General features: G+C 42.2%; 25 protein-coding genes and 1 riboswitch. Of the genes, 7 read left to right on the top strand and 18 right to left on the bottom strand.

Translation table 11 applies throughout. The annotated features are described in order from the left end of the window. Positions 1-19: 19 nt before the first annotated feature. The 7 genes from C6Y02_RS18430 to C6Y02_RS18400 all read right to left on the bottom strand — a co-directional run bounded on the left by C6Y02_RS18430 (position 20) and on the right by C6Y02_RS18400 (position 4,895). Positions 20-1,330, bottom strand: coding sequence for an ABC transporter permease (locus tag C6Y02_RS18430; RefSeq protein ID WP_106031928.1), 1,311 nt, complete (start codon positions 1,328-1,330; stop codon positions 20-22). After that, positions 1,320-2,018: an ABC transporter ATP-binding protein gene (locus C6Y02_RS18425; protein ID WP_106031927.1), complete on the bottom strand. Its 699-nt coding sequence runs from the start codon at positions 2,016-2,018 to the stop codon at positions 1,320-1,322. Before C6Y02_RS18425 ends, C6Y02_RS18430 begins: the two co-directional genes overlap by 11 nt. A gap of 21 nt (positions 2,019-2,039) precedes the next feature. Then, positions 2,040-3,023, bottom strand: coding sequence for an ABC-2 transporter permease (locus C6Y02_RS18420; protein WP_106031926.1), 984 nt, complete (start codon positions 3,021-3,023; stop codon positions 2,040-2,042). Then, on the bottom strand, positions 3,017-3,895 hold the full coding sequence (locus C6Y02_RS18415; RefSeq protein WP_003217564.1) for an ATP-binding cassette domain-containing protein: 879 nt from the start codon (positions 3,893-3,895) through the stop codon (positions 3,017-3,019). Before C6Y02_RS18415 ends, C6Y02_RS18420 begins: the two co-directional genes overlap by 7 nt. Further along, positions 3,888-4,280 (bottom strand): GntR family transcriptional regulator, encoded by a 393-nt coding sequence (locus C6Y02_RS18410; RefSeq protein ID WP_034665384.1) that lies wholly within the window; start codon positions 4,278-4,280, stop codon positions 3,888-3,890. Before C6Y02_RS18410 ends, C6Y02_RS18415 begins: the two co-directional genes overlap by 8 nt. Before the next feature lie 17 nt (positions 4,281-4,297). Further along, on the bottom strand, positions 4,298-4,477 hold the full coding sequence (locus C6Y02_RS18405) for a hypothetical protein (protein WP_034665379.1): 180 nt from the start codon (positions 4,475-4,477) through the stop codon (positions 4,298-4,300). Between the two features lie 142 nt (positions 4,478-4,619). After that, the gene (locus C6Y02_RS18400; RefSeq protein WP_034665376.1) at positions 4,620-4,895 is read right to left on the bottom strand and encodes a YtzC family protein; all 276 of its coding nucleotides are present in this window, start codon (positions 4,893-4,895) and stop codon (positions 4,620-4,622) included. Positions 4,896-5,047: 152 nt separating this feature from the next. Here C6Y02_RS18400 and mnmL point away from each other — a divergent pair, with 152 nt between their 5' ends. Both mnmL and mnmM read left to right on the top strand, forming a co-directional pair. Continuing rightward, entirely contained in the window at positions 5,048-6,013 is a 966-nt protein-coding gene (gene mnmL, locus C6Y02_RS18395; RefSeq protein ID WP_003217704.1) for a tRNA modification radical SAM protein MnmL/YtqA, read from the top strand. After that, complete coding sequence (mnmM, locus tag C6Y02_RS18390; protein WP_060597056.1) at positions 6,010-6,585, top strand: tRNA 5-(aminomethyl)-2-thiouridylate-methyltransferase MnmM; 576 nt, start codon at positions 6,010-6,012, stop codon at positions 6,583-6,585. The genes mnmL and mnmM overlap by 4 nt, the downstream gene beginning before the upstream one ends. Positions 6,586-6,800: 215 nt before the next feature. Here the strand turns inward: mnmM and C6Y02_RS18385 are convergent, their stop codons facing one another. Both C6Y02_RS18385 and C6Y02_RS18380 read right to left on the bottom strand, forming a co-directional pair. Continuing rightward, complete coding sequence (locus C6Y02_RS18385) at positions 6,801-7,880, bottom strand: tetraprenyl-beta-curcumene synthase family protein (RefSeq protein ID WP_060597057.1); 1,080 nt, start codon at positions 7,878-7,880, stop codon at positions 6,801-6,803. A 30-nt stretch (positions 7,881-7,910) separates the two neighbouring features. Beyond that, entirely contained in the window at positions 7,911-8,690 is a 780-nt protein-coding gene (locus C6Y02_RS18380) for an alpha/beta hydrolase (protein WP_034665364.1), read from the bottom strand. Between the two features lie 45 nt (positions 8,691-8,735). Here C6Y02_RS18380 and C6Y02_RS18375 point away from each other — a divergent pair, with 45 nt between their 5' ends. Then, a complete protein-coding gene (locus C6Y02_RS18375) occupies positions 8,736-9,251 on the top strand; it encodes a gamma carbonic anhydrase (RefSeq protein ID WP_106031925.1) in 516 nt (171 codons plus the stop codon). A 142-nt stretch (positions 9,252-9,393) separates the two neighbouring features. On the opposite strand, the gene asnB is transcribed toward C6Y02_RS18375, so the two are convergent. Together asnB and metK are read right to left on the bottom strand one after the other, a co-directional pair. Continuing rightward, the gene (gene asnB, locus C6Y02_RS18370) at positions 9,394-11,292 is read right to left on the bottom strand and encodes an asparagine synthase (glutamine-hydrolyzing) (protein WP_060597058.1); all 1,899 of its coding nucleotides are present in this window, start codon (positions 11,290-11,292) and stop codon (positions 9,394-9,396) included. Positions 11,293-11,440: 148 nt separating this feature from the next. After that, a complete protein-coding gene (metK, locus tag C6Y02_RS18365; RefSeq protein WP_034665356.1) occupies positions 11,441-12,643 on the bottom strand; it encodes a methionine adenosyltransferase in 1,203 nt (400 codons plus the stop codon). A gap of 195 nt (positions 12,644-12,838) precedes the next feature. After that, positions 12,839-12,973, bottom strand: a riboswitch (SAM riboswitch). 227 nt (positions 12,974-13,200) lie between these two features. Between metK and pckA the strand changes: the two genes are divergently transcribed. Continuing rightward, positions 13,201-14,787 carry a phosphoenolpyruvate carboxykinase (ATP) gene (gene pckA, locus C6Y02_RS18360; RefSeq protein WP_060597059.1) on the top strand — a complete coding sequence of 529 codons (1,587 nt, stop codon included), beginning with the start codon at positions 13,201-13,203 and terminating at the stop codon, positions 14,785-14,787. A gap of 45 nt (positions 14,788-14,832) precedes the next feature. Here pckA and C6Y02_RS18355 read toward each other — a convergent pair whose 3' ends face one another. The 6 genes from C6Y02_RS18355 to C6Y02_RS18330 are packed head-to-tail and all read right to left on the bottom strand — an operon-like array spanning position 14,833 to position 19,971. Continuing rightward, entirely contained in the window at positions 14,833-15,075 is a 243-nt protein-coding gene (locus C6Y02_RS18355; protein WP_003217584.1) for a DUF2584 domain-containing protein, read from the bottom strand. Between the two features lie 39 nt (positions 15,076-15,114). Further along, positions 15,115-15,909 carry an alpha/beta hydrolase family protein gene (locus C6Y02_RS18350; protein ID WP_060597060.1) on the bottom strand — a complete coding sequence of 265 codons (795 nt, stop codon included), beginning with the start codon at positions 15,907-15,909 and terminating at the stop codon, positions 15,115-15,117. A 31-nt stretch (positions 15,910-15,940) separates the two neighbouring features. Further along, positions 15,941-17,419: a phytoene desaturase family protein gene (locus C6Y02_RS18345; RefSeq protein ID WP_106031924.1), complete on the bottom strand. Its 1,479-nt coding sequence runs from the start codon at positions 17,417-17,419 to the stop codon at positions 15,941-15,943. Beyond that, on the bottom strand, positions 17,416-18,543 hold the full coding sequence (locus C6Y02_RS18340) for a glycosyltransferase family 2 protein (RefSeq protein WP_106031923.1): 1,128 nt from the start codon (positions 18,541-18,543) through the stop codon (positions 17,416-17,418). The genes C6Y02_RS18345 and C6Y02_RS18340 overlap by 4 nt, the downstream gene beginning before the upstream one ends. Next, a complete protein-coding gene (locus C6Y02_RS18335) occupies positions 18,528-19,274 on the bottom strand; it encodes a lysophospholipid acyltransferase family protein (protein WP_060597063.1) in 747 nt (248 codons plus the stop codon). The genes C6Y02_RS18340 and C6Y02_RS18335 overlap by 16 nt, the downstream gene beginning before the upstream one ends. After that, positions 19,243-19,971, bottom strand: a complete 729-nt coding sequence (locus tag C6Y02_RS18330) for a carotenoid biosynthesis protein (RefSeq protein ID WP_106031922.1) — start codon at positions 19,969-19,971, stop codon at positions 19,243-19,245. Before C6Y02_RS18330 ends, C6Y02_RS18335 begins: the two co-directional genes overlap by 32 nt. A 173-nt stretch (positions 19,972-20,144) precedes the next feature. On the opposite strand from C6Y02_RS18330, the gene C6Y02_RS18325 reads away from it, so the two are divergent. Genes C6Y02_RS18325 through C6Y02_RS18315 form a run of 3 tightly spaced genes read left to right on the top strand, consistent with a single transcriptional unit; the run spans position 20,145 to position 22,713 of the window. Continuing rightward, positions 20,145-21,146 (top strand): ABC transporter substrate-binding protein, encoded by a 1,002-nt coding sequence (locus tag C6Y02_RS18325; RefSeq protein ID WP_106031921.1) that lies wholly within the window; start codon positions 20,145-20,147, stop codon positions 21,144-21,146. A 15-nt stretch (positions 21,147-21,161) separates the two neighbouring features. Next, positions 21,162-21,932 (top strand): ABC transporter ATP-binding protein, encoded by a 771-nt coding sequence (locus C6Y02_RS18320; RefSeq protein WP_034665342.1) that lies wholly within the window; start codon positions 21,162-21,164, stop codon positions 21,930-21,932. 34 nt (positions 21,933-21,966) lie between these two features. Beyond that, positions 21,967-22,713, top strand: a complete 747-nt coding sequence (locus C6Y02_RS18315) for an ABC transporter permease (protein WP_370876318.1) — start codon at positions 21,967-21,969, stop codon at positions 22,711-22,713. Between the two features lie 33 nt (positions 22,714-22,746). Here C6Y02_RS18315 and ytkD read toward each other — a convergent pair whose 3' ends face one another. Further along, positions 22,747-23,223, bottom strand: coding sequence for an RNA deprotection pyrophosphohydrolase (ytkD, locus tag C6Y02_RS18310; protein ID WP_034665337.1), 477 nt, complete (start codon positions 23,221-23,223; stop codon positions 22,747-22,749). Positions 23,224-23,434 lie beyond the last annotated feature (211 nt).

Genomic DNA, 23,434 nt, shown 5'->3' with positions numbered 1-23,434 from the left:
GTCTAAGGAGGTTCTTTTATTAGATTTCTCTTCTTAATGCTGCTAATACATTCGTTTTTGTTGCTTTGCGTGCTGGGTTGAGCCCTGAAAGGATCGCTACCCCTGCGCTAATCACTGTTGCTGTGATCACAAGGCTGAGCGGAATATAGGAGAAGGTGATCGAGAATTGATCGCTTGACCCTCCCTCTGACATGGACGACAAAATGGCTGGAATGATTAAATTGACGGCGAAACTAATGATATATGAGATGATAATACCGATGATCGACCCAATCACCCCAATATAAGCACTTTCCATGAGGAACATTCGCTTGATAATCGATGGATTCGCACCAATGGCTTTCATAATCCCAATCTCTTGTGTTCGCTCTGTTACTGCCATTGTCATCGTATTAAAAATACCAATTGCAGAAATAATGACTGCGATACAGCCGACAAAAATGAGTCCAATTTTGAAGACAGTAAAGAACATATCCATACCTTCGAGCTGATTCGTCACAGAGATGACTTGGTAGCCCTCATCTGTCAGCTTATTCGTGAGTGCACCGACATTGTCGAATTTATCTGCATAGACAGAGGTCATTTTCTCGACATTTCCTGCTTCAGGAGATAGATCAAGTATTTGACCAAATTCCTTTTCATACGCATTCGGAATGAGAATTTTATGATCCTGCTGCCACTCCAAATTTGGCTTTTTCATGACTCCTACTACACGGAAATCAAATGTTTTTTCTTTGACGACTTCATTTTCTTCGTTGAGTTTTGGTACCTTGATTTGAATCACTTTATTTAAAATATCTTTCGTGTAGCCTTTTGGCTCTTTTGGTTCTTCTTCACCGTTTGACGTTTGATTTAATTCTTTTTCATAGGCTTTGCGCTCTTTTTTTGTCCACAGTTGTTCTGCCATATGGTACCCAACCACAATTTCGTTTGCTGATGTTGGGACTTTCCCTCTGTCTAGTTCAAGCCCTGCTTCTTTTTCCTCTTTCATATCGGTCAGAGCAGCCTGCGTTTCACTTGAGCGGTCATCGAGCTCGACGTTAACCGATGGATTGATCGCTGTTCTTGAGACGACAGATTTCACATGATCATATTTCTTTAAATCATCAACCTTGACGTCACCTTTTTCCTTGCCTAACACTTTCACTTCTGTGATGATTTGCTGTTTCATGATTTCATCTTGCGCCGATTTTTGCAAACCAAAACCGACAGATGCTAGAACGATTAAGAAAGAGCATGCCATTGTCGTCGCAAGAATGGTCATAAACACACGCAATCTATTTTTCTTCATGTTTCTTCTAATGAATTTTACCTGATCTCTAAATTTCAATGGTCTGTTCCCCTTTCTTTAATACACCATCATGAAGCTGGAACGTTGTATCTGCGATTGAAGCGACTTCATCGTCATGTGTAATGATGACAAACGTGATTCCTTTTTCACGATTGAGCTGCTGGATAAATGCTAAGATTTCTCCTTCGGTTTCTGAATCTAGACTGCCTGTTGGTTCATCCGCTAAAATAATAGATGGATTTAAAATCAAGGCTCTTGCAATACTCACACGCTGCTGCTGCCCGCCGGACAACTCATTCGGGTAATGCCCTGCATGATGTTCGAGGCCTACTCGCTTCAGCATTTCTTTTACTTTCGCCTTTCGTTCAGACGGCTTCACACCTTTTAAAGTGAGCGGAAGTTCAACATTTTCATACGTCGTTAAGCTCCCGATCAATTGAAAGCTTTGAAAGATAAAGCCAAAGTGATCTAAGCGGAAGTCCGCCCATTCTCTTTCATTAAAACCGGTCACATCGGTTCCATCAATGACAATTTGTCCGCTCGTTGGCGTAATATATCCTGAAATTAAGTTCAATAGGGTAGATTTCCCCGAACCACTCCGTCCCACAATACAAGCAATATCGCCTCTTTTGATGGATAGGTCAATCCCTTTCAGCACAGGAATCTCATTCTCTCTGCCCTTTTTACCAATTTTAAACACATGATCTAACGCTTGAACCTGAATCATCTCTACTCCCCTACTCTCTGTTTATCTTTTTCGATATATTAAGAAATAACTCGTTAGTGCGCCTACAGCACCGCCGATTATCATGCCAGCGATATAACCAAACATGGAATTGTCTGAGGAGAATCCACCCCAGCCAAAACCTAAAACACCAAAAGCAATGACCATAATTTGAATAGGCCTATCCATTTTTGGGTAAAGGAAAAAACGGCCACTTCGTTCAATTGGATGTTTGATGAAGCTGAACAAACCAATGAAATAAAATAAAATCATCATGACAATTGGTACGATGAATTCTTCACCGCTGAACCAAATCGTATATTCATACTGATTAAATTCAGCTATATAAGTGATTGGAGAAATTGCCAAGATAATATGATTAAGCCACTGATCAACCCACTCCCCATTTGTTCTCAATATAAATTCTAAATGAACCAATGGTAGACCAATTAGTAAAAAAGGTAAAATGGCTGTACTGAATGCAACGATTGCTTGGGCAATTGCACTTCCTGTTAAAGTGCCTGCTGCAAAAAACAGGGCATATATCATCAAGGATGACACCAAAGCATATAAATACATACTGTTAAATCCAGGTGTCTCAACAGGTTTGATGCCTAATATAAGTAAGTAAGTTAAGGCATATGAGAATGCATGAATGAGTGCAATGTTCCCGGCACCCAAGAAAAATTTTGTCTGATAGATGGTACTTCTACTAAAAGGCAAGGCTAAGGTGAAATCCATTTGCCCTTTATTTCTCTCAAAGCCAAGCTGAATTATGGCAAAAAGGATTCCCATTAACCATGAAAGAGCGAGAAAAGCATCTTTCTTAAAACTATAGGAAAAATGTGATGTATCCAAAATACATGTGGGATCCTTTAAACATGTTTGAAAGGATGAATATCCCATTAGGAGGGATAAGGGCGTCGCAAGCGCCGCAACCAGCATCACTAAAATAAATGTCAGCTCTGATTGCTTCCACTCCTTATATAATAATTGCCGCTTTACCATCTCCGTTTCCCTCCAAACTTTGCAATGAATACTTCTTCTAAATTCACAGGCAGTTCATGCCATACTTTTGGCTGCAGCGACTTCAAGTACTCTTTAGCCTCTACATCGGTTTTAAGAACAAGCGCTGTATAAAAAATGCCCGCTTGATCTAATATAGCAACGCCATTTTTTCGTATACTCAAGTTCATATCTTCTTCAAAAGCCATCTGTATTTTGACATAATCATTCTTTAACTCATCTAGATCCATGACACTTGTAAGCTGATTTCCTTCTAAAAACCCGATTCGGTTACACATACGCTCAATATCCTCTAATCGGTGTGATGTAATGAGAATTGATGTTTCACGTTCCGCTACCTCGTCGATCATGAGCTGAAGAACATCATTTCTTGTGACGGCATCAATTCCATCTGTCGGTTCATCTAACAAAATCACCGCTGGCTTGATCGCAAAGCTTAAAATTAATGACAGCTGTTTTTTTAACCCTGTCGATAGTTCACGATATTTCACTTTTTCCGGAATTTCATAGCGGTTCACAAGCTCATTAGCATATGTCACGTCAAACTTCGGATAAATATGCTTTAACAGCTGAACAAGCTGTCCGTAATTGTATCTGTCAAAGTAGGGATTTACGACTGGCATATACACAATATTTTGCTTCACTAACGGGTGGTCTTTCACAAGCACGTCTTTAAAATAAATCTCTCCTTCATCTGGAAGAAGAATTTGCTGAATCAAGCGGAGAAGTGTTGTTTTTCCTGAGCCATTCCTGCCAAGCAGACCGAAGATCTCACCTTCGCCTATTTTGAAGGAAACGTTACTGAGTACTTCACGTCCATTTAATGTCTTTGATACATTTCTAACCTCAATCAACTTGTTTTCCTCCCTCAAGACTTGAGCCGATCTCTTCTATCCATTCCTTCAGTTGTTGAATATCAATACCGGCATAATGAGCTTCTATAATGAGTTGTTTTAATTGCTCCTTCATCTCCAACACCTTCCCTTCATTCAGCTTTAACTGAGCCCCTTCTGTTACATACGTACCGCGGCCTCTTAGTGTTTCAATAATCCCTTCCCGCTCAAGCTCTTTATATGCTTTACTGACGGTGTTTGGGTTGGCGATGATAATGGTGGCGAGCTCTCTGACAGAGGGCAGTTTGTCACCAGGTTTCATTACACCTTTTAGACATAAAATTTTCAACTGCTCAATGATTTGTTCATATAATGGCGCAGCGCTTCGTGGATCTATTTGAATCATGATGGCTCCCTCTTTCCTCATTCATGCTTTTGCAGTCCTATCGCTTGTTCATGCCCTTGCATTAAAGGGATTGAATTAGGTATCAAATCTTTTTGAACTTCAAAACCAATGAAAACGAGAACGAAAAAAAATGTACATGCTAACGCAACAGCCAGCACCATCCACTTCAAATTGATTGGTTTTTTTTCTTTTTTCATGGTTGAACACCTTTCTTCACTTTTTAAGTGTCTTTAGTGTATTAGTTGTTGTAGTACACTTAACACAATAAAGACACTCAGCCAAAAAGTCAATAGCCTTTTAAAAAATAAAAAACAGACCCTTAAAAAAAGGATCTGTTCATCATTCGTTGTCGTAAGAAATACCTAAAATCATTTGATTTTGCAAGCTTTGAATTTGAACACGCGCCCTGTCTAATCGCTCTCTTTGCTGATCATTGGCGACATCTTTTAATTTTTCTAATTCGTTCACCGCATCTTCAAGCATAAGCTGCGCCTTAGAAAATTCGTCCTCATTATAATGCTCTTGGCGTAAGTTCAAATCAAATTGCTCATTTGCAAACTCAAGGGTTTCAGTACTTTTTTGGATAAATTCATCGATCGACTGCCTTGTTGCCATCTTGCATTCCCTCCATTTCATCATTGCTCCCGCCTATTTTGCCCACGTAAAGCTTTTTCACTAAAGAAAATGTTGGACAGATTCAATTGTCCTCCTTCATGATTTTTGTTAAACTTTAAGGATGCCTATTATTACGCAAGGAGGTTACTGACTTGGATCAGCATAACCCTTTTTTATATTCAAACAGCGAAAAACGCTATCACACATGGAACTATCATTTGCGAGAGCACTTTGGTCATAAAGTATTTAAAGTGGCCTTAGACGGCGGCTTTGACTGCCCAAACCGTGATGGTACTGTAGCCCACGGAGGCTGTACATTTTGCAGTGCAGCTGGGTCTGGTGATTTTGCAGGAAACCGGGCTGATGATCTCATCACTCAATTTAACGAAATCAAAGACCGGATGCACACAAAATGGAAAGACGGAAAATATATGGCGTATTTTCAAGCGTATACAAACACACACGCCCCGCTTCCTGTTCTAAAAGAAAAATTTGAAACCGTCATGAATCTGGATGGAGTGGTTGGTTTATCTATTGCGACAAGACCTGACTGCCTGCCAGATGACGTGGTGGAGTATTTAGCCGAATTAAATGAGCGCACTTATCTCTGGGTAGAGCTTGGTCTTCAAACGGTTCATGAACGTACAGCGATGCTCATTAACCGTGCCCATGATTATGAATGCTACGTAGAAGGTGTAGAAAAACTGCGAAAACACGGAATTCGTGTCTGCTCGCATATCATCAACGGACTGCCTCTAGAAAACCGGGACATGATGATGGAAACAGCAAAAGCTGTCGCAGATTTAGATGTGCAAGGAATTAAAATTCATTTACTTCACCTTTTAAAAGGAACCCCAATGGTCAAGCAATACGAAAAAGGCAAATTGGAGTTTCTAAGCCAGGAAGAATATGTTCAGCTTGTTTGTGATCAACTGGAGATCCTGCCGCCAGAAATGATTATTCACCGCATTACAGGGGATGGCCCAATTGAATTAATGGTTGGTCCGATGTGGAGTGTAAACAAGTGGGAAGTACTAAATGCCATTAATGCTGAGCTCGAAAGACGTAACAGCTACCAAGGCAAACGTTTCGTTAGATTGGAAGAAGCAGCCAAATGATTTTGAAACGCATGCTCCCTTTTAGTAAAGAGCTGTTAGAACGGGCTTGTCAAAAAGGCGACATCGTCATTGATGCAACGATGGGAAATGGCCACGATACACGCTATTTAGCTGATCTTGTAGGAAATGATGGACAAGTTTTCGCATTCGACGTACAAGAGGAAGCCCTACAGCAGACGAGAAAAAGGCTTGGCGAGGGATATCCTTACGTTCATCTGATCCACGATGGGCATGAAAAACTGGCTCATCACCTGCCAAAGGATGTTTATGGACATATTTCTGGTGCGGTGTTTAACCTTGGGTACCTGCCCGGAGGCGATAAAGCCGTCACCACTCAGGCTCATACAACCATCGAAGCCATCGAGCAGCTCCTCGACTGGCTTAAACCCGGCGGTCTGATCGTCCTTGTGATTTACCATGGACACTCCGAAGGAAAAAGAGAAAAAGAAGTACTTCTTGACTATTGCAGATCACTTCCTCATGAAGAGGCACAAGTTTTATCATATCAATACATGAATATTCAAAACGACCCGCCTTTTGTGGTCGCCATTGAAAAAAAGCTCAAATCCTAATGATCTGAGCTCAGATTATTGACAAAGGGCTAAAATGATTTTTATTTTAGCCCTTTGTCTTCTTTCAGCGTGATAGAAAACCTTTGCAGTCTAGGAAGAACGAGCACCGGAACGGAGCGAATTTGACATTCGTGAGTACCGGCGCACAGGACTGACAAAGAATGCGAGGGTTTGTCTGCGCGCTGAAGCTCAAATCCTAATGGATTTGAGCTTTTTTATGAGGATTTCATCCAAGGCATTTTCTGATAGGTCCGGTAAGCTCTTCCGTTGATATAGAAAAAGAATGATGTTTTCCCGCTTGATTTGATCAGCCGTTTTGCCAGCTTATTCATCTCTTTTTGGGCTGTCACTTTTTCATCGGACAAATAGACTGCCAGTAACCCTCTGTTAATCAATTTGTGAAAGTTTTCGTGCGGAATGCCTTTCAGCTGCTCATCCGCTTTTTCAATAAAATGCTGAAGTCTATCCATCATCTCATGATGAGAAGCATAGTAGGAGCAAAAGTTCAGATCTCCCCCAAGCCGGTCTTCTTCTTGGTCAATTAAATAATCAAGTAAAATGTGCAGACCTTGGATATAAGGGAAATAGCTTTCGTAAATTTGCTTCGCCTGCTTTTCTGTAAAATCCGGCTGCAGCGCATACGCCACAAGACAGAAAATCCCTAACGTTGATCCTGCACAAGCTGAAAATTCATACCATTCCATCTTAGGCAAATCCTTTTCATACTGGCGAAACCACGATTCTAGCCGCGGGACCCGCTCATGAGGAACGACGTGTTTATGTACTTGCAAATCACTGTAGTAATCACACAGCGTGTGTAAATATGGCTGAATGATTGGATAATGCTCAAGGCGCGTAAGCACGTCTTGACATGTGCGGACAAGCGCATGTAAATACCCATGATCCTCTTGATCATCACGGAATTGATAGTAAGGCTTGAGCTCAGCATGAATATCAAGCGCATCTCTCATCGCTTGATGCAGCATATGAAAATCTTTTGGATCCAGCGACGTGCTGCGGTCACATAGGTTATCTAAGTAATCACTGATGGTTTGATACGCCACAATGAATTCAATACACGTTTCTTTCGCCTCACCTGCTAGAAGAGATAAAATGCCTCCGCCTTCACAGTGAAAGGTTTTACTGGATATGCTCGCTAGTGCCTGCGTTCGCAGTTCTTCATTTTCAATCATTTCTGCATGAGCCCGCCACTTTTTCAGCTCCTGATGAACAAGCGGAAAAATATCTTTATACACCTTTGTCATCAGTGCAAAAGGACGCTCTGGTACTGACAAATCAATCCACCCCCAACTTAAAGCTCACCATCAAATATATTGATCTGTAAAGGCTCTTGCTGCCTTAAACACATCTTCTCTTTCCGGTTCATTAAAAATTTCGTGATACAGTTCTTCCCATTCACGGTATGATTTATTGGTTGATTCAATGCCATTGAACCATTTGATCACCCTCGTTTTATCCACGATCTTATCATCGCCCGCCTGCATTAAAAGGAGCGGAATCGATTTAAAGACATTCGTTGGCTGCATGGCCGCATCAATATTTTTGATCAGCTCTCGGTACCAGCGAACCGACACCTTTGTTACGTAAAGAGAATCATTTGAGTCTGCCTCAATCACAGCCTGATTCCGTGTGGCTAGTTCAATCGACAGCCCTGACTCGACTTTAAAGGACGGTGCCAGCACATTTAGACCTTTTGATGCAAAATCCATTAGCTTCTTCGGTTTAAATTGCAGACCTAAACAAGGTGATGATAAAATAAGGCCATCAATCTTCGTATGGGTATACTGCTTGATCCACTCAATTGAAATGAGTCCACCCATACTGTGTCCAAGTAAAAAAGTAGGAAGCCTGAATGATTTCGCATGTTCGATCCATTCATCTATTGTATCAATGTATTCCTGAAACGAGCGAATGTGGCCGCGCGCACGTGTCGATGTCCCTTGCCCAGGGAGGTCACCCATAACGACGTGATAGCCTGCATTTCGCCACATTTCGATCAGCCATTTATATCGGCCGTGATATTCACTCGCACCATGTACAATTACAATTGTACCAACTGGTCTTTCAGCATGCCAAGTCCACAAAGTAAACACCTCACAAATGTTGTATTAAGAAAGGAAGTCGAAAAAGTGATTTATCCATATCATCAGTTTACACCTGAGATTCATGAATCGGTCTTTGTCGCAGATAACGTCACCATTACTGGTGATGTCACGATTGGAGAATATTCGAGCGTGTGGTTTCAAACCGTCATCAGAGGCGATGTCGCTCCTGTGAGAATTGGAAAAAACGTCAATATTCAAGATTTATCCTGTCTGCATCAAAGTCCTGGAAAAACACTTCTTATAGAAGATGGTGCTACCATTGGACACCAAGTCACATTACATAGCTCAATCATTCGAAAAAATGCCCTCATTGGTATGGGGTCCATCATTCTCGATGGTGCAGAAATTGGCGAAGGTGCCTTTATCGGTGCAGGTAGTCTTGTCCCTCAAGGAAAGGTTATTCCAAAAGGATCACTCGCTTTTGGCCGTCCAGCCAAGGTCGTCCGTCAGTTAACAGATGAAGATATCCAAGACATGGACAGAATCCGTAGAGAATATGTAGAAAAAGGACAATACTATCGTTCCCTTTTATCCCGTTAACATCATACGTGTATCTTCACTTTATCATGTTTTTTTCAGGATATTAAGCAATAACTATGAACCGCTTGTTATTTTACCCTTTTCCACTGCTTTCTATCATGACAAAAAAGGTTTTCAGCACAAAGCTGAAAACCTTTTTTCATTAACTAAAGATGACTTCTTTCGGTTGATGATTCAACTGCTCTGGATCAATGCTGCGCTCCACATAAATGCTGTGCCAAATCATAAAGATGAGGACGGTCCAAATCTTACGGCTATGATCTGCTTTGCCAGCACAATGCTCATTTAATAAATCAAGCACATATTGCTTGTTAATGTATTCATCTGTTTGACTGTTTTTGATGATGTCTTTCGCCCAAGCATTCATCTCATTTTTCAGCCAATGACGAATTGGCACAGGGAAACCAAGCTTTTTACGGTTTAACACATGGTCAGGCACAATGCCCTCTGCTGCTTTACGCAATAAATATTTCGTTGTGCCATCTTTTGTTTTCAGCTCTTCTGGAATTTTAGAAGCCGCTTCAAAAACGACCTTATCAAGGAATGGAACACGAAGCTCAAGAGAATTCGCCATCGTCATCTTGTCTGCTTTCAGTAAGATGTCTCCGCGCATCCACGTATGAATATCAACATATTGCATTTTGTTAATATCACTGTAGCCTGCGCTTTCCTCGAAGTATGTCTTCGTTACGTCACGATACGTGATGCTTGGATCATAATGTTTTAAGAGATTTTTCTTCACTGGCTCTTCAAAGATTTTCGCATTACCGATATAACGTTCCTCTAATGGCGTACAGCCGCGAACGATAAAGCTCTTCCCTTTCATTCCTTCTGGCATTAATCGCGCCAGACGAAGAAGAAGCTTTTTCAGCATAGATGGTACAGATTCAAATGGTTTAAGAGAAAGAGGCTCACGGTAAATATTATATCCGCCGAACAGCTCGTCCGCTCCCTCACCTGAAAGAACAACCGTCACTTGTTTCTTCGCTTCTTTTGCCACAAAATACAATGGAATCGCCGCCGGATCAGCTAAAGGATCGTCTAAATGCCAGACAATCTTCGGAAGCTCGTTCATATATTCCTCTGGAGAAATGACGGCACTGAAGTTTTGTAAGCCTAGCTTATCAGCTGTTTCCTTCGCGACATCGACTTCACTAAAGCCATCCTGCTGGAAGCCAACAGAGAATGTCTTCAGCTCAGGGTGTAATTCCTTTGCGACAGACACGATGAAGGAAGAATCAATACCACCTGATAGGAATGAACCAACAGGTACATCACTTCTCATGTGAACTTTCACAGAATCATAGATTGCATCGCGTACTTCTTCTATTAATTTCTCTTCTTGTGTTTGTTCAGGCTTGAATTGAACCTTCCAGTATGTCTTAAATTCGATCTCCTGTCCTGGGCGTAAAATAAACTGATGACCAGGCTCAACTTTGTGCACCTTTTGATCAAGTGTATTTGGCTCAGGAACGAACTGGAACGACATGTACTGCTGCAATGAAGTCTCATCAAATAAAATGTTCTCGTTCACAGCCATCAAGCTTTTGCGTTCAGACGCAAAGTACACTTGCTCATCCATTTGTGTAAAATAAAGCGGTTTGATGCCAAAAGGATCTCTCGCGCCATATAATTGCTGCGCTTCTTTATCCCAAATTAAAAATGCAAACATGCCGCGAAGTTTAGAAGCCGCCTCTTCTTTATAATGACGGTATGTGGCAAGCAGTACTTCCGTATCAGAATCTGTGCTGAACGTATAGCCCTTTTTCACAAGCTCTTCCTTCAGCTCCACATAGTTATAAATTTCTCCGTTGAAAATAATCCAATACTTTTCATCTTCATAAGAAAGCGGCTGCTTTCCGTGCTCAACATCTATAATACTTAAACGTCTAAATCCAAATCCTACATGCTCGTCATGAAAGTAACCCTCATCATCGGGACCACGGTGAACGATGAGACGATTCATTTGTTTAATTAACTCTTCCTGCTCAGTAGTTTCGGACAATGGACGGTGATTAAATACACCAACAAACCCACACATATTATTGCCTCCACGTTATGTTATTTCTTAAAAGTAGACCTATAATTAGACAGTATTTTGTCCGATTTTGTTTCACATTTTTTCACTTTTTGTAGAATTTTTTTTAATCAAAAGGAAAACCGCTTAAAATAAGCGGTTTTCTATGTTGTTATTGTCCTAATGCTTCTTTACGAAGTGTATCGGCTTTATCCGTTTTTTCCCACGGAAGATCTAAATCATGACGGCCGAAATGTCCGTATGCAGCTGTTTGTTTATAGATCGGACGACGCAGGTCAAGCATTTTAATAATGCCAGCTGGACGAAGATCAAAGTTCGCACGAACCACTTCAATTAATTTTTCTTCAGAAGCTTTTCCTGTTCCGAATGTATCAATTGAAATCGATACAGGCTGTGCAACACCAATTGCATAAGCAAGTTGTACTTCACAAGAATCTGCAAGACCGGCAGCTACGATGTTTTTCGCTACGTAACGAGCAGCGTATGCCGCAGAACGGTCAACCTTTGTTGCGTCCTTCCCAGAGAAAGCACCGCCGCCATGACGAGCGTACCCGCCATACGTATCAACGATGATTTTACGTCCAGTTAAACCAGCATCTCCTTGAGGTCCACCGATGACGAAACGGCCTGTTGGGTTAATAAAGTATTTTGTCTCTTCGTCAATGAGTTCGCTTGGAACCACAGGGCGGATGACATGCTCTTTTAAGTCGCTTTGAATTTGTTCAAGCGTCACTTCTGGTGCATGCTGCGTAGAAATAACCACTGTGTCAATACGAACAGGTTTATTTTGCTCATCATATTCTACTGTTACTTGTGTTTTTCCGTCTGGACGAAGATAGGCAAGTGTTTGATCCTTGCGCACTTCTGTTAAACGCAGAGATAATTTATGCGCTAGTGAAATCGGCAGCGGCATGAGCTCTTCGGTTTCGTTGTTGGCAAAACCAAACATCAATCCTTGGTCACCTGCACCGATCGCATCAATTTCTTCTTCAGTCATTGTTCCTTCACGTGCTTCAAGCGCTTTGTCTACACCTTGCGCAATATCAGCAGACTGTTCATCAATGGATGTGAGCACTGCACATGTTTCCGCATCAAAACCATATTTCGCACGTGTGTAGCCAATTTCCTTAATCGTGTCACGCACCGTCTTTGGAATATCGACATAAGTAGACGTTGTAATTTCACCGCTTACTAATACGAGACCCGTTGTAACAGAAGTTTCACAGGCAACACGTGCATTTGGATCTTTCTTTAAAATTTCATCCAAAATGCTGTCTGAAATTTGATCACAGATTTTATCCGGATGTCCTTCTGTTACTGATTCTGAAGTAAATAAACGACGATTTTGACTCATAATGGCTATTTCCTCCTGTACAAGACCACATCATCCCAAGATGAGGCCTCCAATATGATACGGAACTCGTTCCCTCTTATATTTGAAAACGTTTCTATTAGAGATGTTATTGGCAATTTGTTCATATGATATCCCAAAAATAAAAAAACCATTTCCTTCATTGCGAGGAAAGGGTCTGAGATCGCATGCCTTTCACTCTTATCGCTCAAGGTGTTCTTGTACCTTGCATCAGGTTAGCACCTTGGTTTCTCAGCATATTCATGCCTTTTTCACAAGAAACCGGTTGCTGGGCTTCATCGGGCCTGTCCCTCCACCAACTCGGGATAAGAGTATCCGTTCAATAAGATATCTTATCTCAAACCCTTGCATCATGTCAATGCTTCATCAGAATTATCTCCCCTCTTTTTTTACCTCACCCTTAGCATCACCAAAAAGCATATTTTCATAGCAGAAATGAAAAAACACACACAAAAATATTTAAATAGTATAGACTATTATTATCAATGTGTTATACTAATCGAAACAAACAAATTCAACGGTAAAGGAAGGGTTTTTTTATGAACTCAGTGGATTTAAAAGAAGATTTGCAGTCATTGTTCTCATTAGAAAATACGCACCAAAATTTATCTGTTCCGAAACTTGTTGAAAAGATTTTGGCACGTGATGAAGGCGTCTTAACATCAACAGGAGCTGTCCGCGCTACAACTGGTGCCTACACAGGACGTTCGCCTAAAGATAAATTTATCGTCAAAGAAGAAAGCTCTGAACATAAAATTGATTGGGGTCAAGTCAACCAGCCGATCTCTAAAGAAGCATTTGACCGTTTATATACAAAGGTTGTGTCATACTTAAAAGAACGTGATGAACTATTCGTCTTTGAAGGATTTGCCGGCGCTGATGAAAGATACCGTATGCCAATTACAGTGGTAAACGAATTTGCATGGCACAATCTCTTTGCAAAGCAGCTATTCATCAGACCTGACGGATCAACACCTTCTTCAAACGAAAAACCATTCACCATCTTATCTGCACCGCATTTTAAAGCAGATCCTGAAACAGATGGCACAAACTCTGAAACGTTTATTATCGTTTCTTTTGAAAAACGCACCATTCTGATCGGTGGTACAGAATATGCAGGAGAGATGAAAAAGTCCATTTTCTCTGTCATGAATTACCTGCTTCCTGAGCAAGATATTTTATCCATGCACTGCTCAGCAAACGTCGGTCAAGAAGGCGATGTCGCATTATTCTTCGGCCTTTCAGGTACTGGGAAAACGACGCTTTCTGCAAGTGCAAGCCGCAAGCTGATCGGTGACGATGAACACGGCTGGTCTGGCTCAGGAGTCTTCAATATTGAGGGCGGATGCTATGCGAAATGTGTGAACTTAAGCGAAGAAAAAGAACCGCAAATCTACAAAGCCATCAGCTTCGGATCAGTTCTTGAAAATGTTGTGCTTGATGAAGAAACACGTGAAGCGGATTATGATGACACATTCTTCACTGAAAACACACGCGCTGCTTACCCAATCGAAATGATTGATAACATCGTGAAGCCAAGTATCGCAGGACATCCTTCTGCCATTGTCTTCTTAACAGCTGATGCATTTGGCGTTTTACCTCCAATCAGCCGTTTAACAAAAGAACAGGCAATGTACCATTTCTTGAGCGGTTACACAAGTAAATTAGCAGGAACTGAGCGTGGTGTCACATCACCAGAAACGACATTCTCTACTTGCTTCGGTTCACCGTTCTTGCCGCTTCCAGCTCACGTCTATGCTGAAATGCTTGGCAAAAAAATTGATGAGCACGGCGCAAAAGTATTCCTTGTGAATACAGGCTGGACTGGCGGAGGCTATGGTACAGGCAAACGCATGAATCTAGCGCATACTAGAGCAATGGTGCAGGCAGCGATCGAAGGTGACCTCGACAACGCCGAAATGATCACTGATGACATCTTTGGATTACACATCCCGCTTCATATTCCTGGCGTACCAGATGAAGTGCTTCAACCTTCTAAAACATGGGATGACCAAGAGGCTTATCAAGAAAAAGCACACTTCCTTGCCAATGAATTTAAAAAGAACTTCCAAAAATTCAGCCACGCAGCAAGTGACATTGAAGCCAAAGGCGGACCACGCGTATAATCAAATGACAAAAGCTGAGGGGAATCATTCCCTCAGCTTTTTTTGTTAGTTCGTTGAATGCAGGGACACAAGACGGTAAGTCACTTTTGTGACATTGTCTGTAAGCTCCAGCTTTTCAACGTGTGCTGTCCCTGTTTTTTCTCCGTCTTTCGTTTTACGCACCTCAAGCGGAATATTTAATGGATAAATGCGGTACCCTTCCTTCATGAGCTCAAATACATTTTCTTCAATTCTTGTCTCTTTTCCCTTCGTGACAATCATTGTATTAAATTCAACAGGCATTCCCATATTGAAAATCCCCCTACTTTCTAAATTTCGTTATACTGCTTATTTTACCACATTTCCGCTTTTCCGGCTGTGCATCCATGTCGTCAGCCTTCTGACAATTTCCCGATTATGCTGCGGTGGGAAATAATGGTTGTATCCGTGAAAATACCAAGTCTCCACTGACTTTCCGTGCTGGCGCAGCGCATCTTCTAATAAATACGCATGCTCAATCGATACATTCTGATCCTCTTCTCCGTGGATGATGAGAACAGGCGCTTCAATTTTGTCCACATCATTTAAAGGCGTTCTGTCCTCATAGGCCTCTGGCACCTTGTGCGGGGGACCGCCAATCACACGCTTCATCATTCTTCTCATATCCACACGCTCTTCGTAGGTGAGCTTCATATCACTGACGCCTCCCCATGTCACAAAGGAAGCCGCCTCTTGTTTCATTTCAACAGCGGTCCAAATGCCCATAATCCCTCCGCGCGAAAAACCAAAGATATGAATACGATCCTGCTTCACCTTTTTGTGGTGCTTTAACAATTGAAAGGCAGCAAAAGCATCTTTCCGGTCCTCTCCGGCAAAATCTTCGTTCCCTTCGCCTCCCTGATTTCCTCGGTAAAAGGGAGCAAATACGACAAAGCCCTGCGCTGCAAATTGCACAATCCGGCCTGGTCTCACCATCCCCACATTTTTAATGCCGCCTCGTAAATACAAAAAGCCGTCATAGAAACCTTCTCCGGCCGGTTCAGCGAGCAGCCCTTTGATCCGAAGCCCATCTGCCTCATAGGTCACTGTAAATAAGTGAATATGCGGATGGGGGGACGGAAACCTTCTTTTTTCCACAATCACTTGATTTCTCTCCTTTTCATCTGTTCTTACGTCAAGTGCTTAAAATGATCGCTTCTGCGACGAGCTGGCCTGATTTTGTCACCATCGGCGTGCCGCCGCCTGGATGAGTTGTTCCTCCAACAAACCAAAGCCCTTCAATGTCCTTTGACTGATTATTGATTCGGAAGAACGCCTGCTTGAACGAGTTGGAAGACATGCCATAAATGGCGCCATGATATGCTCCTGTTTTCTGCTGCAGATCAAGCGGAGTTTGAACCGCTTCATATTCGGCAACCTCATCCATATCAAAGAGACCCTTTTCCTTTAATTTTGTTTTCAAATGCTGCCGATACGTCTCCTTTAGCATGCCCCAATCTTGCTCTTTTGTCACATAAGGCGCATTCGTCAGTACAAAAAGGTTGCTTCTTCCCTGTCCTCCGCTTAAAGCTGGTTCTGAATGACCTGAATAACATATGTAAAGCGTTGGATCCTGAGGCAGTTGTTTTTTCTGAAAAATATCTTTGAATTCTTGCTCATAATTCTCTGGGAAAAACACATTGTGATGGGACAGCTGTTCATAGACTTTAGGTACACCTAATAAGAGAACAAAGCCAGATAATGACGGTTCAATATTAGCCAGCTTTTGATTTAAAAAGCTCGGGCGGTCTTTTTCATCAATCAGATGGCGGTAAACAGTCAGCGCGTCCGCCCCTGCAATAACTTGATCTGCTTCATACATCTGCTGAGCCGTCTCTACTCCTTTGATTCGCCGGTCCTTCACATGAATCTTGTTGACTTGTTCATTGAGGTGAATCTGTACGCCTAATTCCTTTGCCAAAGTCTCAAATGCTTCAACTAAACGATATGTACCGCCCTTTATTCCATAAATCCCTTTCTCCCCTTCTAAATACGCCATCATATTAAAAATAGCCGGTGCCTCATAGGGAGAAGAGCCGATGTATGTAGCATACCGTCCAAACATCGCCAAAGTATGCGGATGACGGAAATATTGACGCAGCAGGCGTTGAACGGTTGTAAACGGTTTGACTGAGAGAAGTGCTTTCATGAGCTTTACATCCGCCTTATCCTTCCACGTCAATAACAAACGATTTAAAAACTGCTCCTCAGCCTTTTGAAAAAGCATCTTTGATTCCTGTAAAAATGCACGGTATTGCTTCGCATCTTCAGGACTGAATGCTGCAATTTGAGATTCCATTTGCTCAAAATTGGGCGTAAATTCGACCGTATGTCCATCTGAAAAAACGTTTTTGGTCAGAGGAGAAATCGGATAAAATGTGACATAATCCTCCATCCGTCTATGACAGGAAGCAAACACTTCCTCAAAGTATGACTTCATTGTAATGGTACTCGGTCCTAGATCAAAAGAGTAGCCAGCTCCCTGATGGCGCTGCAATTTCCCGCCTAAAGCCGCTTCTTTTTCTAATATGGTGACCTGAACCCCGCGTGACTGTAAGCGGATCGCTGCTGATAATCCGCCAAGCCCGCCTCCAATGATGATCACTTTTTTCATTCGTACCTTCTCCCTTTCCATTCATACCCTTCTTTTTTCAGCCCGATTTTCATAGAAGCAAAGCCTATGGCGATCAAACTTAATATGCTGACTGGCAATAAAAAGGCCATTGCAGATGTTCTCCCGTTCTCGATATCAATTGCCGCTTTGATCGACACACCCAGCCCGTAGCAAAGAATGGCTATGCATATACTCAGCACATCTAGCTGCAGCAAAGCAATCATCACACAAATGACAGGAGCCAAATAAAGCATGGTGTATAAACAAAAGACGCTGCTTAATAAAGCAATGCTTCGATTGACACCTGGGAATAAATTTTTCCGGTAGCCTTTCCAAACCTCTTGTCCACTCTCATACATTCTCATATACACAAATGGATGAATGCTTGCAAGTGTGAACGGAAAGCCTTTTTCCTTCACTCGTCTAGCCAAGGCCATATCATCCACTAGCGAATTCTTAATCGCTTCATGCCCGCCGATGTCGTGATAGCAATTCTTTTCAATGGCAATAAAGCCTCCATGTGCTGCGGCAAAAGCGGGGTTCCTTGAATTCCTTACCCACTTCACTGGCAGATGACAGCCTATGGTAAACATCATCATGGGAACCACAAGATGCTCAAAGAATGTACCTGTTTTTTGTTCTGGGAAACCTGACAGCATGCCCGTATTTTGCGTGCATACCTGCTGATACACTGCTTCAATTGCCCCTCTTTTTAACCGGACATCCGCATCTAAAAATAGCAGCCAATCAGAAGCTGCTACCTCAGCGAGCTGAGAACAGGCAAATGATTTACCTAGCCAGCCTTGCTTTAACGCTTGGCCTGACTGGACACGAATCCACGGATACGCTTCTGCAAAGCGCTCCACAATCGCTCTTGTCTGATCTGTCGAATGATCATCAAGAACAATGAGCTCTTTCGGATAAAGACGTTGATCAACGATCGACTGAAGACAGGCTTCTATCCGCTTCTCCTCATTTCTAGCCGGAATCAGTATCGATAACGAAATGGGTTCATCTGGCGAAAAAGAAGCGGACTTTATCACGGGAAACTGCTTCATATTCCATATGGTGAACATAAACTGACAAAGCAGCAGCACACTGATCACGGTTAAGAAGAGCGCCATGTTTTCACCCACTTTTTAAAAGAATCAAACGCATCACTTGTTGACTGACTTGTCCTTGTCATCTGTTTAAATTCTTCGTTTAATGAAAGATCAGGATCAGCGATGACCTGCGCTTGATGTCGGTTTAACTGCGTTTCAAGCAGATCTCCAAGCATACGCGTCACGTCCTTGCTTCGTAGTGCCCCGCCAGATACTAAGGCATCTTCGCCGAACACAACAGAAACTGTCGGCTTTTGAAATTGATTAAATGTATACTGCAAGGTCACAGGCTTCACCACGACCTGCTCAAATTGCTTCACTAAAAAAGAAGCCCCTCCTTCCAGTTCAAGCGGCCGCATATCCTGATGCATAATTTTCCCCTGTGGAAAAAGCCATACAGCCCCGCCAGCCTGCATGTTCTCTCTTGCTGTCATCAATGCTTGTTTGACACTTTTCAGGTTCTCTTTATGAACCGGAAACGCTCCAAGCTTACGGAAAAAAGCATATTGCTTCAGCTGCTTCTCTTCCATCATCATGTAGTGATCAAGTTCAGACGCTTTTTCTGTTAAAAGAAAAATGATCAGTCCATCCCACCATGAGCTATGATTGGCGAGATAAAGAACAGGCAGCTTCTCCTTCGGGTCCACCGAGCCTTTCATCATCACACAGCGGAAATGCTTATGGAGTAAATAACGCTCAAGATAAAGTAAAAATATACGTCTAAACGATCGGCTTTTGTCGCTTTCTTTCAAATCGAACCCTTCCTTCACACAAAATGACAATGATCAGTGCTAAATAAAAAATGACATCGAGTCCGCCCTTTAATGCCAAAAGACCAAAAAAGAACACCATCGCCTGATAAATACGGCTCGTCCAGCTGAATGCCTTTTGATCAATTGAAACAAGCGGGAAAAGAAATGAAAGTCCTGCTCCAATCATACCCCAGCTCATAAAATTCTCAAAAGGAATACCATAAAACCCACCGCCGTCATACCACACCCAAAACTTCCGCTCAGCTGCTACTGGATCTAATATGAGGTCAAGCAAGACAATCCATATCCCCGTTTCGACGGCTCGTCTCCACTTTGACTGCTGACTGGATAAAAAAAGGCTGTTTAAAAACACGCCAACCCATGCAAACGCAATGGTTAAGGGCACCCCTGCCACTAGAAAACCTAATGTCGGATAATAGTCATAGGCCCCGAATGGAAACCCCGTTGTGATACCTACCCACTCAACCGTAAATGTAAGCACCCCAACAATGGCTGCCCTTTTGATCACAAGCCCCCATGAGCCATAAATATGTCGCCCAATCTCTATGACGCAGCAGGCATACAGTACAAGAAAGATTCCGTTTGCAAACTGAAGCCATGCTGGCACTTCAAAAAAGACCATTAAGATAAGACCTACTAAATACCATCCAACAAATACCCAACTCACTTTATACACGAAACCGCTCCTTTATTTCTGCCAAATTCAAGAAAGCATTCATTCCCCTAGTATAGAAAAAAAGACGCGTTCTATAAATAAACAATGCGCTTCTTATTTTCATCTAGGCACTCACCAAAAATCCCTTTTCACATACTTTAATAGTGATCTAGAACAAAGGAGGCGAATTACTCTTGAATCGTTCCATCAAAGTCAGACTGGCATTCATCGTCGTGGTCCTGCTCTTTATTCCATTTGTCGCCTGTAAAAAAGAACAAGAGCAGACCGTACAAGTAGCCGAGGTGACCCATTCGGTCTTTTATGCTCCGCTATATGTCGCCTTATCAGAGGATTTCTTCAAAGAAGAAGGCTTGGAGGTTGAACTGAAAACCACTTGGGGCGGTGATAAAACGATGACAGCTCTCTTATCAAGCGGTGCTGATATCGCCCTGACCGGGTCTGAATCCTCTATCTATGTAGAGGCTCAAGACACAAAGGACTCTGTCATGAACTTTGCACAGCTGACACAAACAGACGGCACATTTCTTGTTTCAAGGGAGGAAATAAACCAATTCTCTTGGGATCAATTAAAAGGGAAAGACTTCTTAGGACAGCGGAAAGGCGGCATGCCGCAAATGGTCGGTGAATATGTCTTGAAAAAGGAAGGCATTGATTTAAAAAAGGATCTTCGCATGATTCAAAATATTGATTTTGCCAACATTTCAGGTGCGTTCTCCTCTGGAACTGGCGATTTTGTGCAGTTATTCGAACCGACCGCTTCCTTACTTGAAAAAGAAGGTAAAGGGTACATTACCGCCTCCTTTGGAGAAGCTTCTGGCAAAGTGCCATATACTACCTTCATGGCAAAGAAGAGTTACTTAGAGGAAAACAAAGAGACAGCTGAAGCCTTCACCCGAGCCATTTACAAAGCGCAGAAATGGGTAGAAGCCAAGCAGCCTGAGGAGATCGCAAAGGCCATTCAATCTCATTTTCCTGATACAGATCTTGATGTCTTATCAACTGCCATCAAACGCTACAAACAGCAAGATTCCTATGCAACAGATCCCCTTCTGAATGAAGAGGAATGGAACAAATTGCAGGAAATCATGAAGGAGAGCGGTGAATTGCCGGAATTTATCCCGTACAAACAACTTGTCGATTCATCCATTGCAAAGAAGGTCACAGATCACAAATAGAATAGGAGGTAGCACATGTCTTTCCTTCAAATTGACCATGTGACCCACACGTACTTCTCTTTAAAAGAAAAAACAACGGCTATACAGCACATCAATATGGAGATAGACCAAGGTGAATTCATCTCATTTATTGGTCCCAGCGGCTGCGGAAAAACCACCTTGCTGTCTATCATCGCAGGCATTACGCCGCCCTCTGAAGGTCGAATTTTAATCGAAGGAAAAGAACCAAATCAAAAGGAGCATCAAATCGGCTATATGCTCCAGCAAGATTATTTGTTTCCTTGGAAAACCATCAAGGAAAATGTGATTCTCGGGTTAAAAATTGCGAAACAAGATTCACATGAGGCCACCTCAGCTGCCCTTGATTTACTGCCAAAGTTTGGACTGCATGAAGTAGAGGAAAAATATCCTAAGGAGCTGTCTGGCGGAATGAGGCAGCGTGCGGCTCTCGCCCGAACGCTTGCAGTTGATCCCGGTCTGCTTTTACTAGATGAGCCATTTTCAGCGCTAGACTACCAAACCAAACTGACATTAGAAGATCTCGTCTTTCACACATTAAAAAACTATCAAAAAACAGCAGTCCTTGTGACACATGACATCGGCGAAGCCATTGCGATGAGTGACCGCATTTTCTTATTCTCAAAGCATCCAGGCTCTATCCAGCGAATCTTTACCGTACCAGACGATATAAGGGCTCTCTCTCCTTTCGAAGCGAGACAGACCCCGCGTTTCCAAGAGCTCTTTCAAACGATTTGGAAGGAGCTGAAAACAGTTGAAACACAGTGACCTTTTACATGAAGCCTATCGCAAAAAATACCGAATGGAAAAACGTATCACACGTATCTATCAGTTCATCATATTCGCCAGCTTCTTTTCGCTTTGGGAGCTTGCCAGTCATTTCAGGCTCATCGATCCGCTGATTTTCAGTTCACCATCTGCGGTCTGCCAATTATTTGTGCAAAAAATATCAGATGGTTCTTTAGTAAATCATATGAGTATTACGTTATTTGAAACGGTGCTCGGTTTTCTACTTGGTACCTTTTGCGGCATTTTGCTCGCTGCCGCCTTATGGTGGTCCACCCGATTAGCAAACGTTCTTGATCCTTATTTAGTCATTTTAAATGCCATGCCGAAAGTTGCCCTCGCCCCCATTTTAATTGTTGCCCTTGGTCCTGGCATGATCAGCATCGTCGCGATGGGTGCGATCATTAGTGTGATTATTACAACGATCGTCATTTACACTGCCTTTCAAGAGGTCGATGAGAATTATTTAAAGGTGATGAAAACCTTTGGCGCGAAAAAAGGCGTCGTCTTTCGTGAGGTCATGTTGCCAGCCAGTATTCCAACGATGATTTCTGCCATCAAAGTCAATGTCGGTCTTTCTTGGGTTGGGGTCATTGTAGGGGAATTTCTTGTATCCTCAAAAGGGCTCGGCTACATGATTATTTACGGCTTTCAAGTCTTCAACTTTACACTCGTGTTCTTAAGTCTTTTCATTATTGCTGTGTTTGCTACCATCATGTACCAGCTTGTGGAATGGCTCGAACGCCGTTTTCTCCAAAAATAAAAAAAGCACAGGGATGGTCTCCCTGCGCTTTTTTTAACGAATCAAACCGTTCTTTTCTAAATAAGCAAGACTTTGTCTTAGCACATCATCTTTCATAATAAAACTGAAATTCTTATTTTTTGCGATAGATCTTGGCAAGTCTGCGAAAAGAACAGGTCCTTTCGTTTCAAAATACGTGTCCTGCTTCACTAGCCTTTCAATATCAGCGAAATAAATATTCTTTACGATGACCTTTTCTCTGCCTAGCACCTGATATTGGCCAATATACGTTAATTCACGAACAACAGCACCCGTCTCTTCTTGAATCTCACGTATAGCGGCTTGGTCTGCTTCTTCATTTGGCTCAACTTTCCCTCCTGGAAACTCATAGCCCCGATCCTCATGTTCAGTGAGCAGCCATTTTCCCTGGTAGCGGCAGATGGCCCAAACATGCTTTGGATGACTTGAAAAAGGCTTCTCTTCAAAGGAGAGCTTGACCGTATTATGATAATAGTCTTTAAATACATGCATGTGAAATCCCTCATATCCTGTCCTTGCTTCTTGTAAAACATCATACCACAGATCACATTTCTCTGAAGAATTTTTATCAAAAGTGAAACAAACGAGTGGTTTCATCTCGTCTGTATTTAAAATGAGGTTATTGTTGCTAAAACCTTTTTATCATCTCCAACTTCATCCAATTTTAATCATGAAACCTTTTATCCCTTGATGACGTAAATCA

The organism is Bacillus sp. NMCC4 (genome assembly GCF_002998555.1).
Taxonomy (GTDB): Bacteria; Bacillota; Bacilli; order Bacillales; family Bacillaceae; genus Bacillus.
This window is presented reverse-complemented; position numbering and strand designations above follow the sequence as displayed.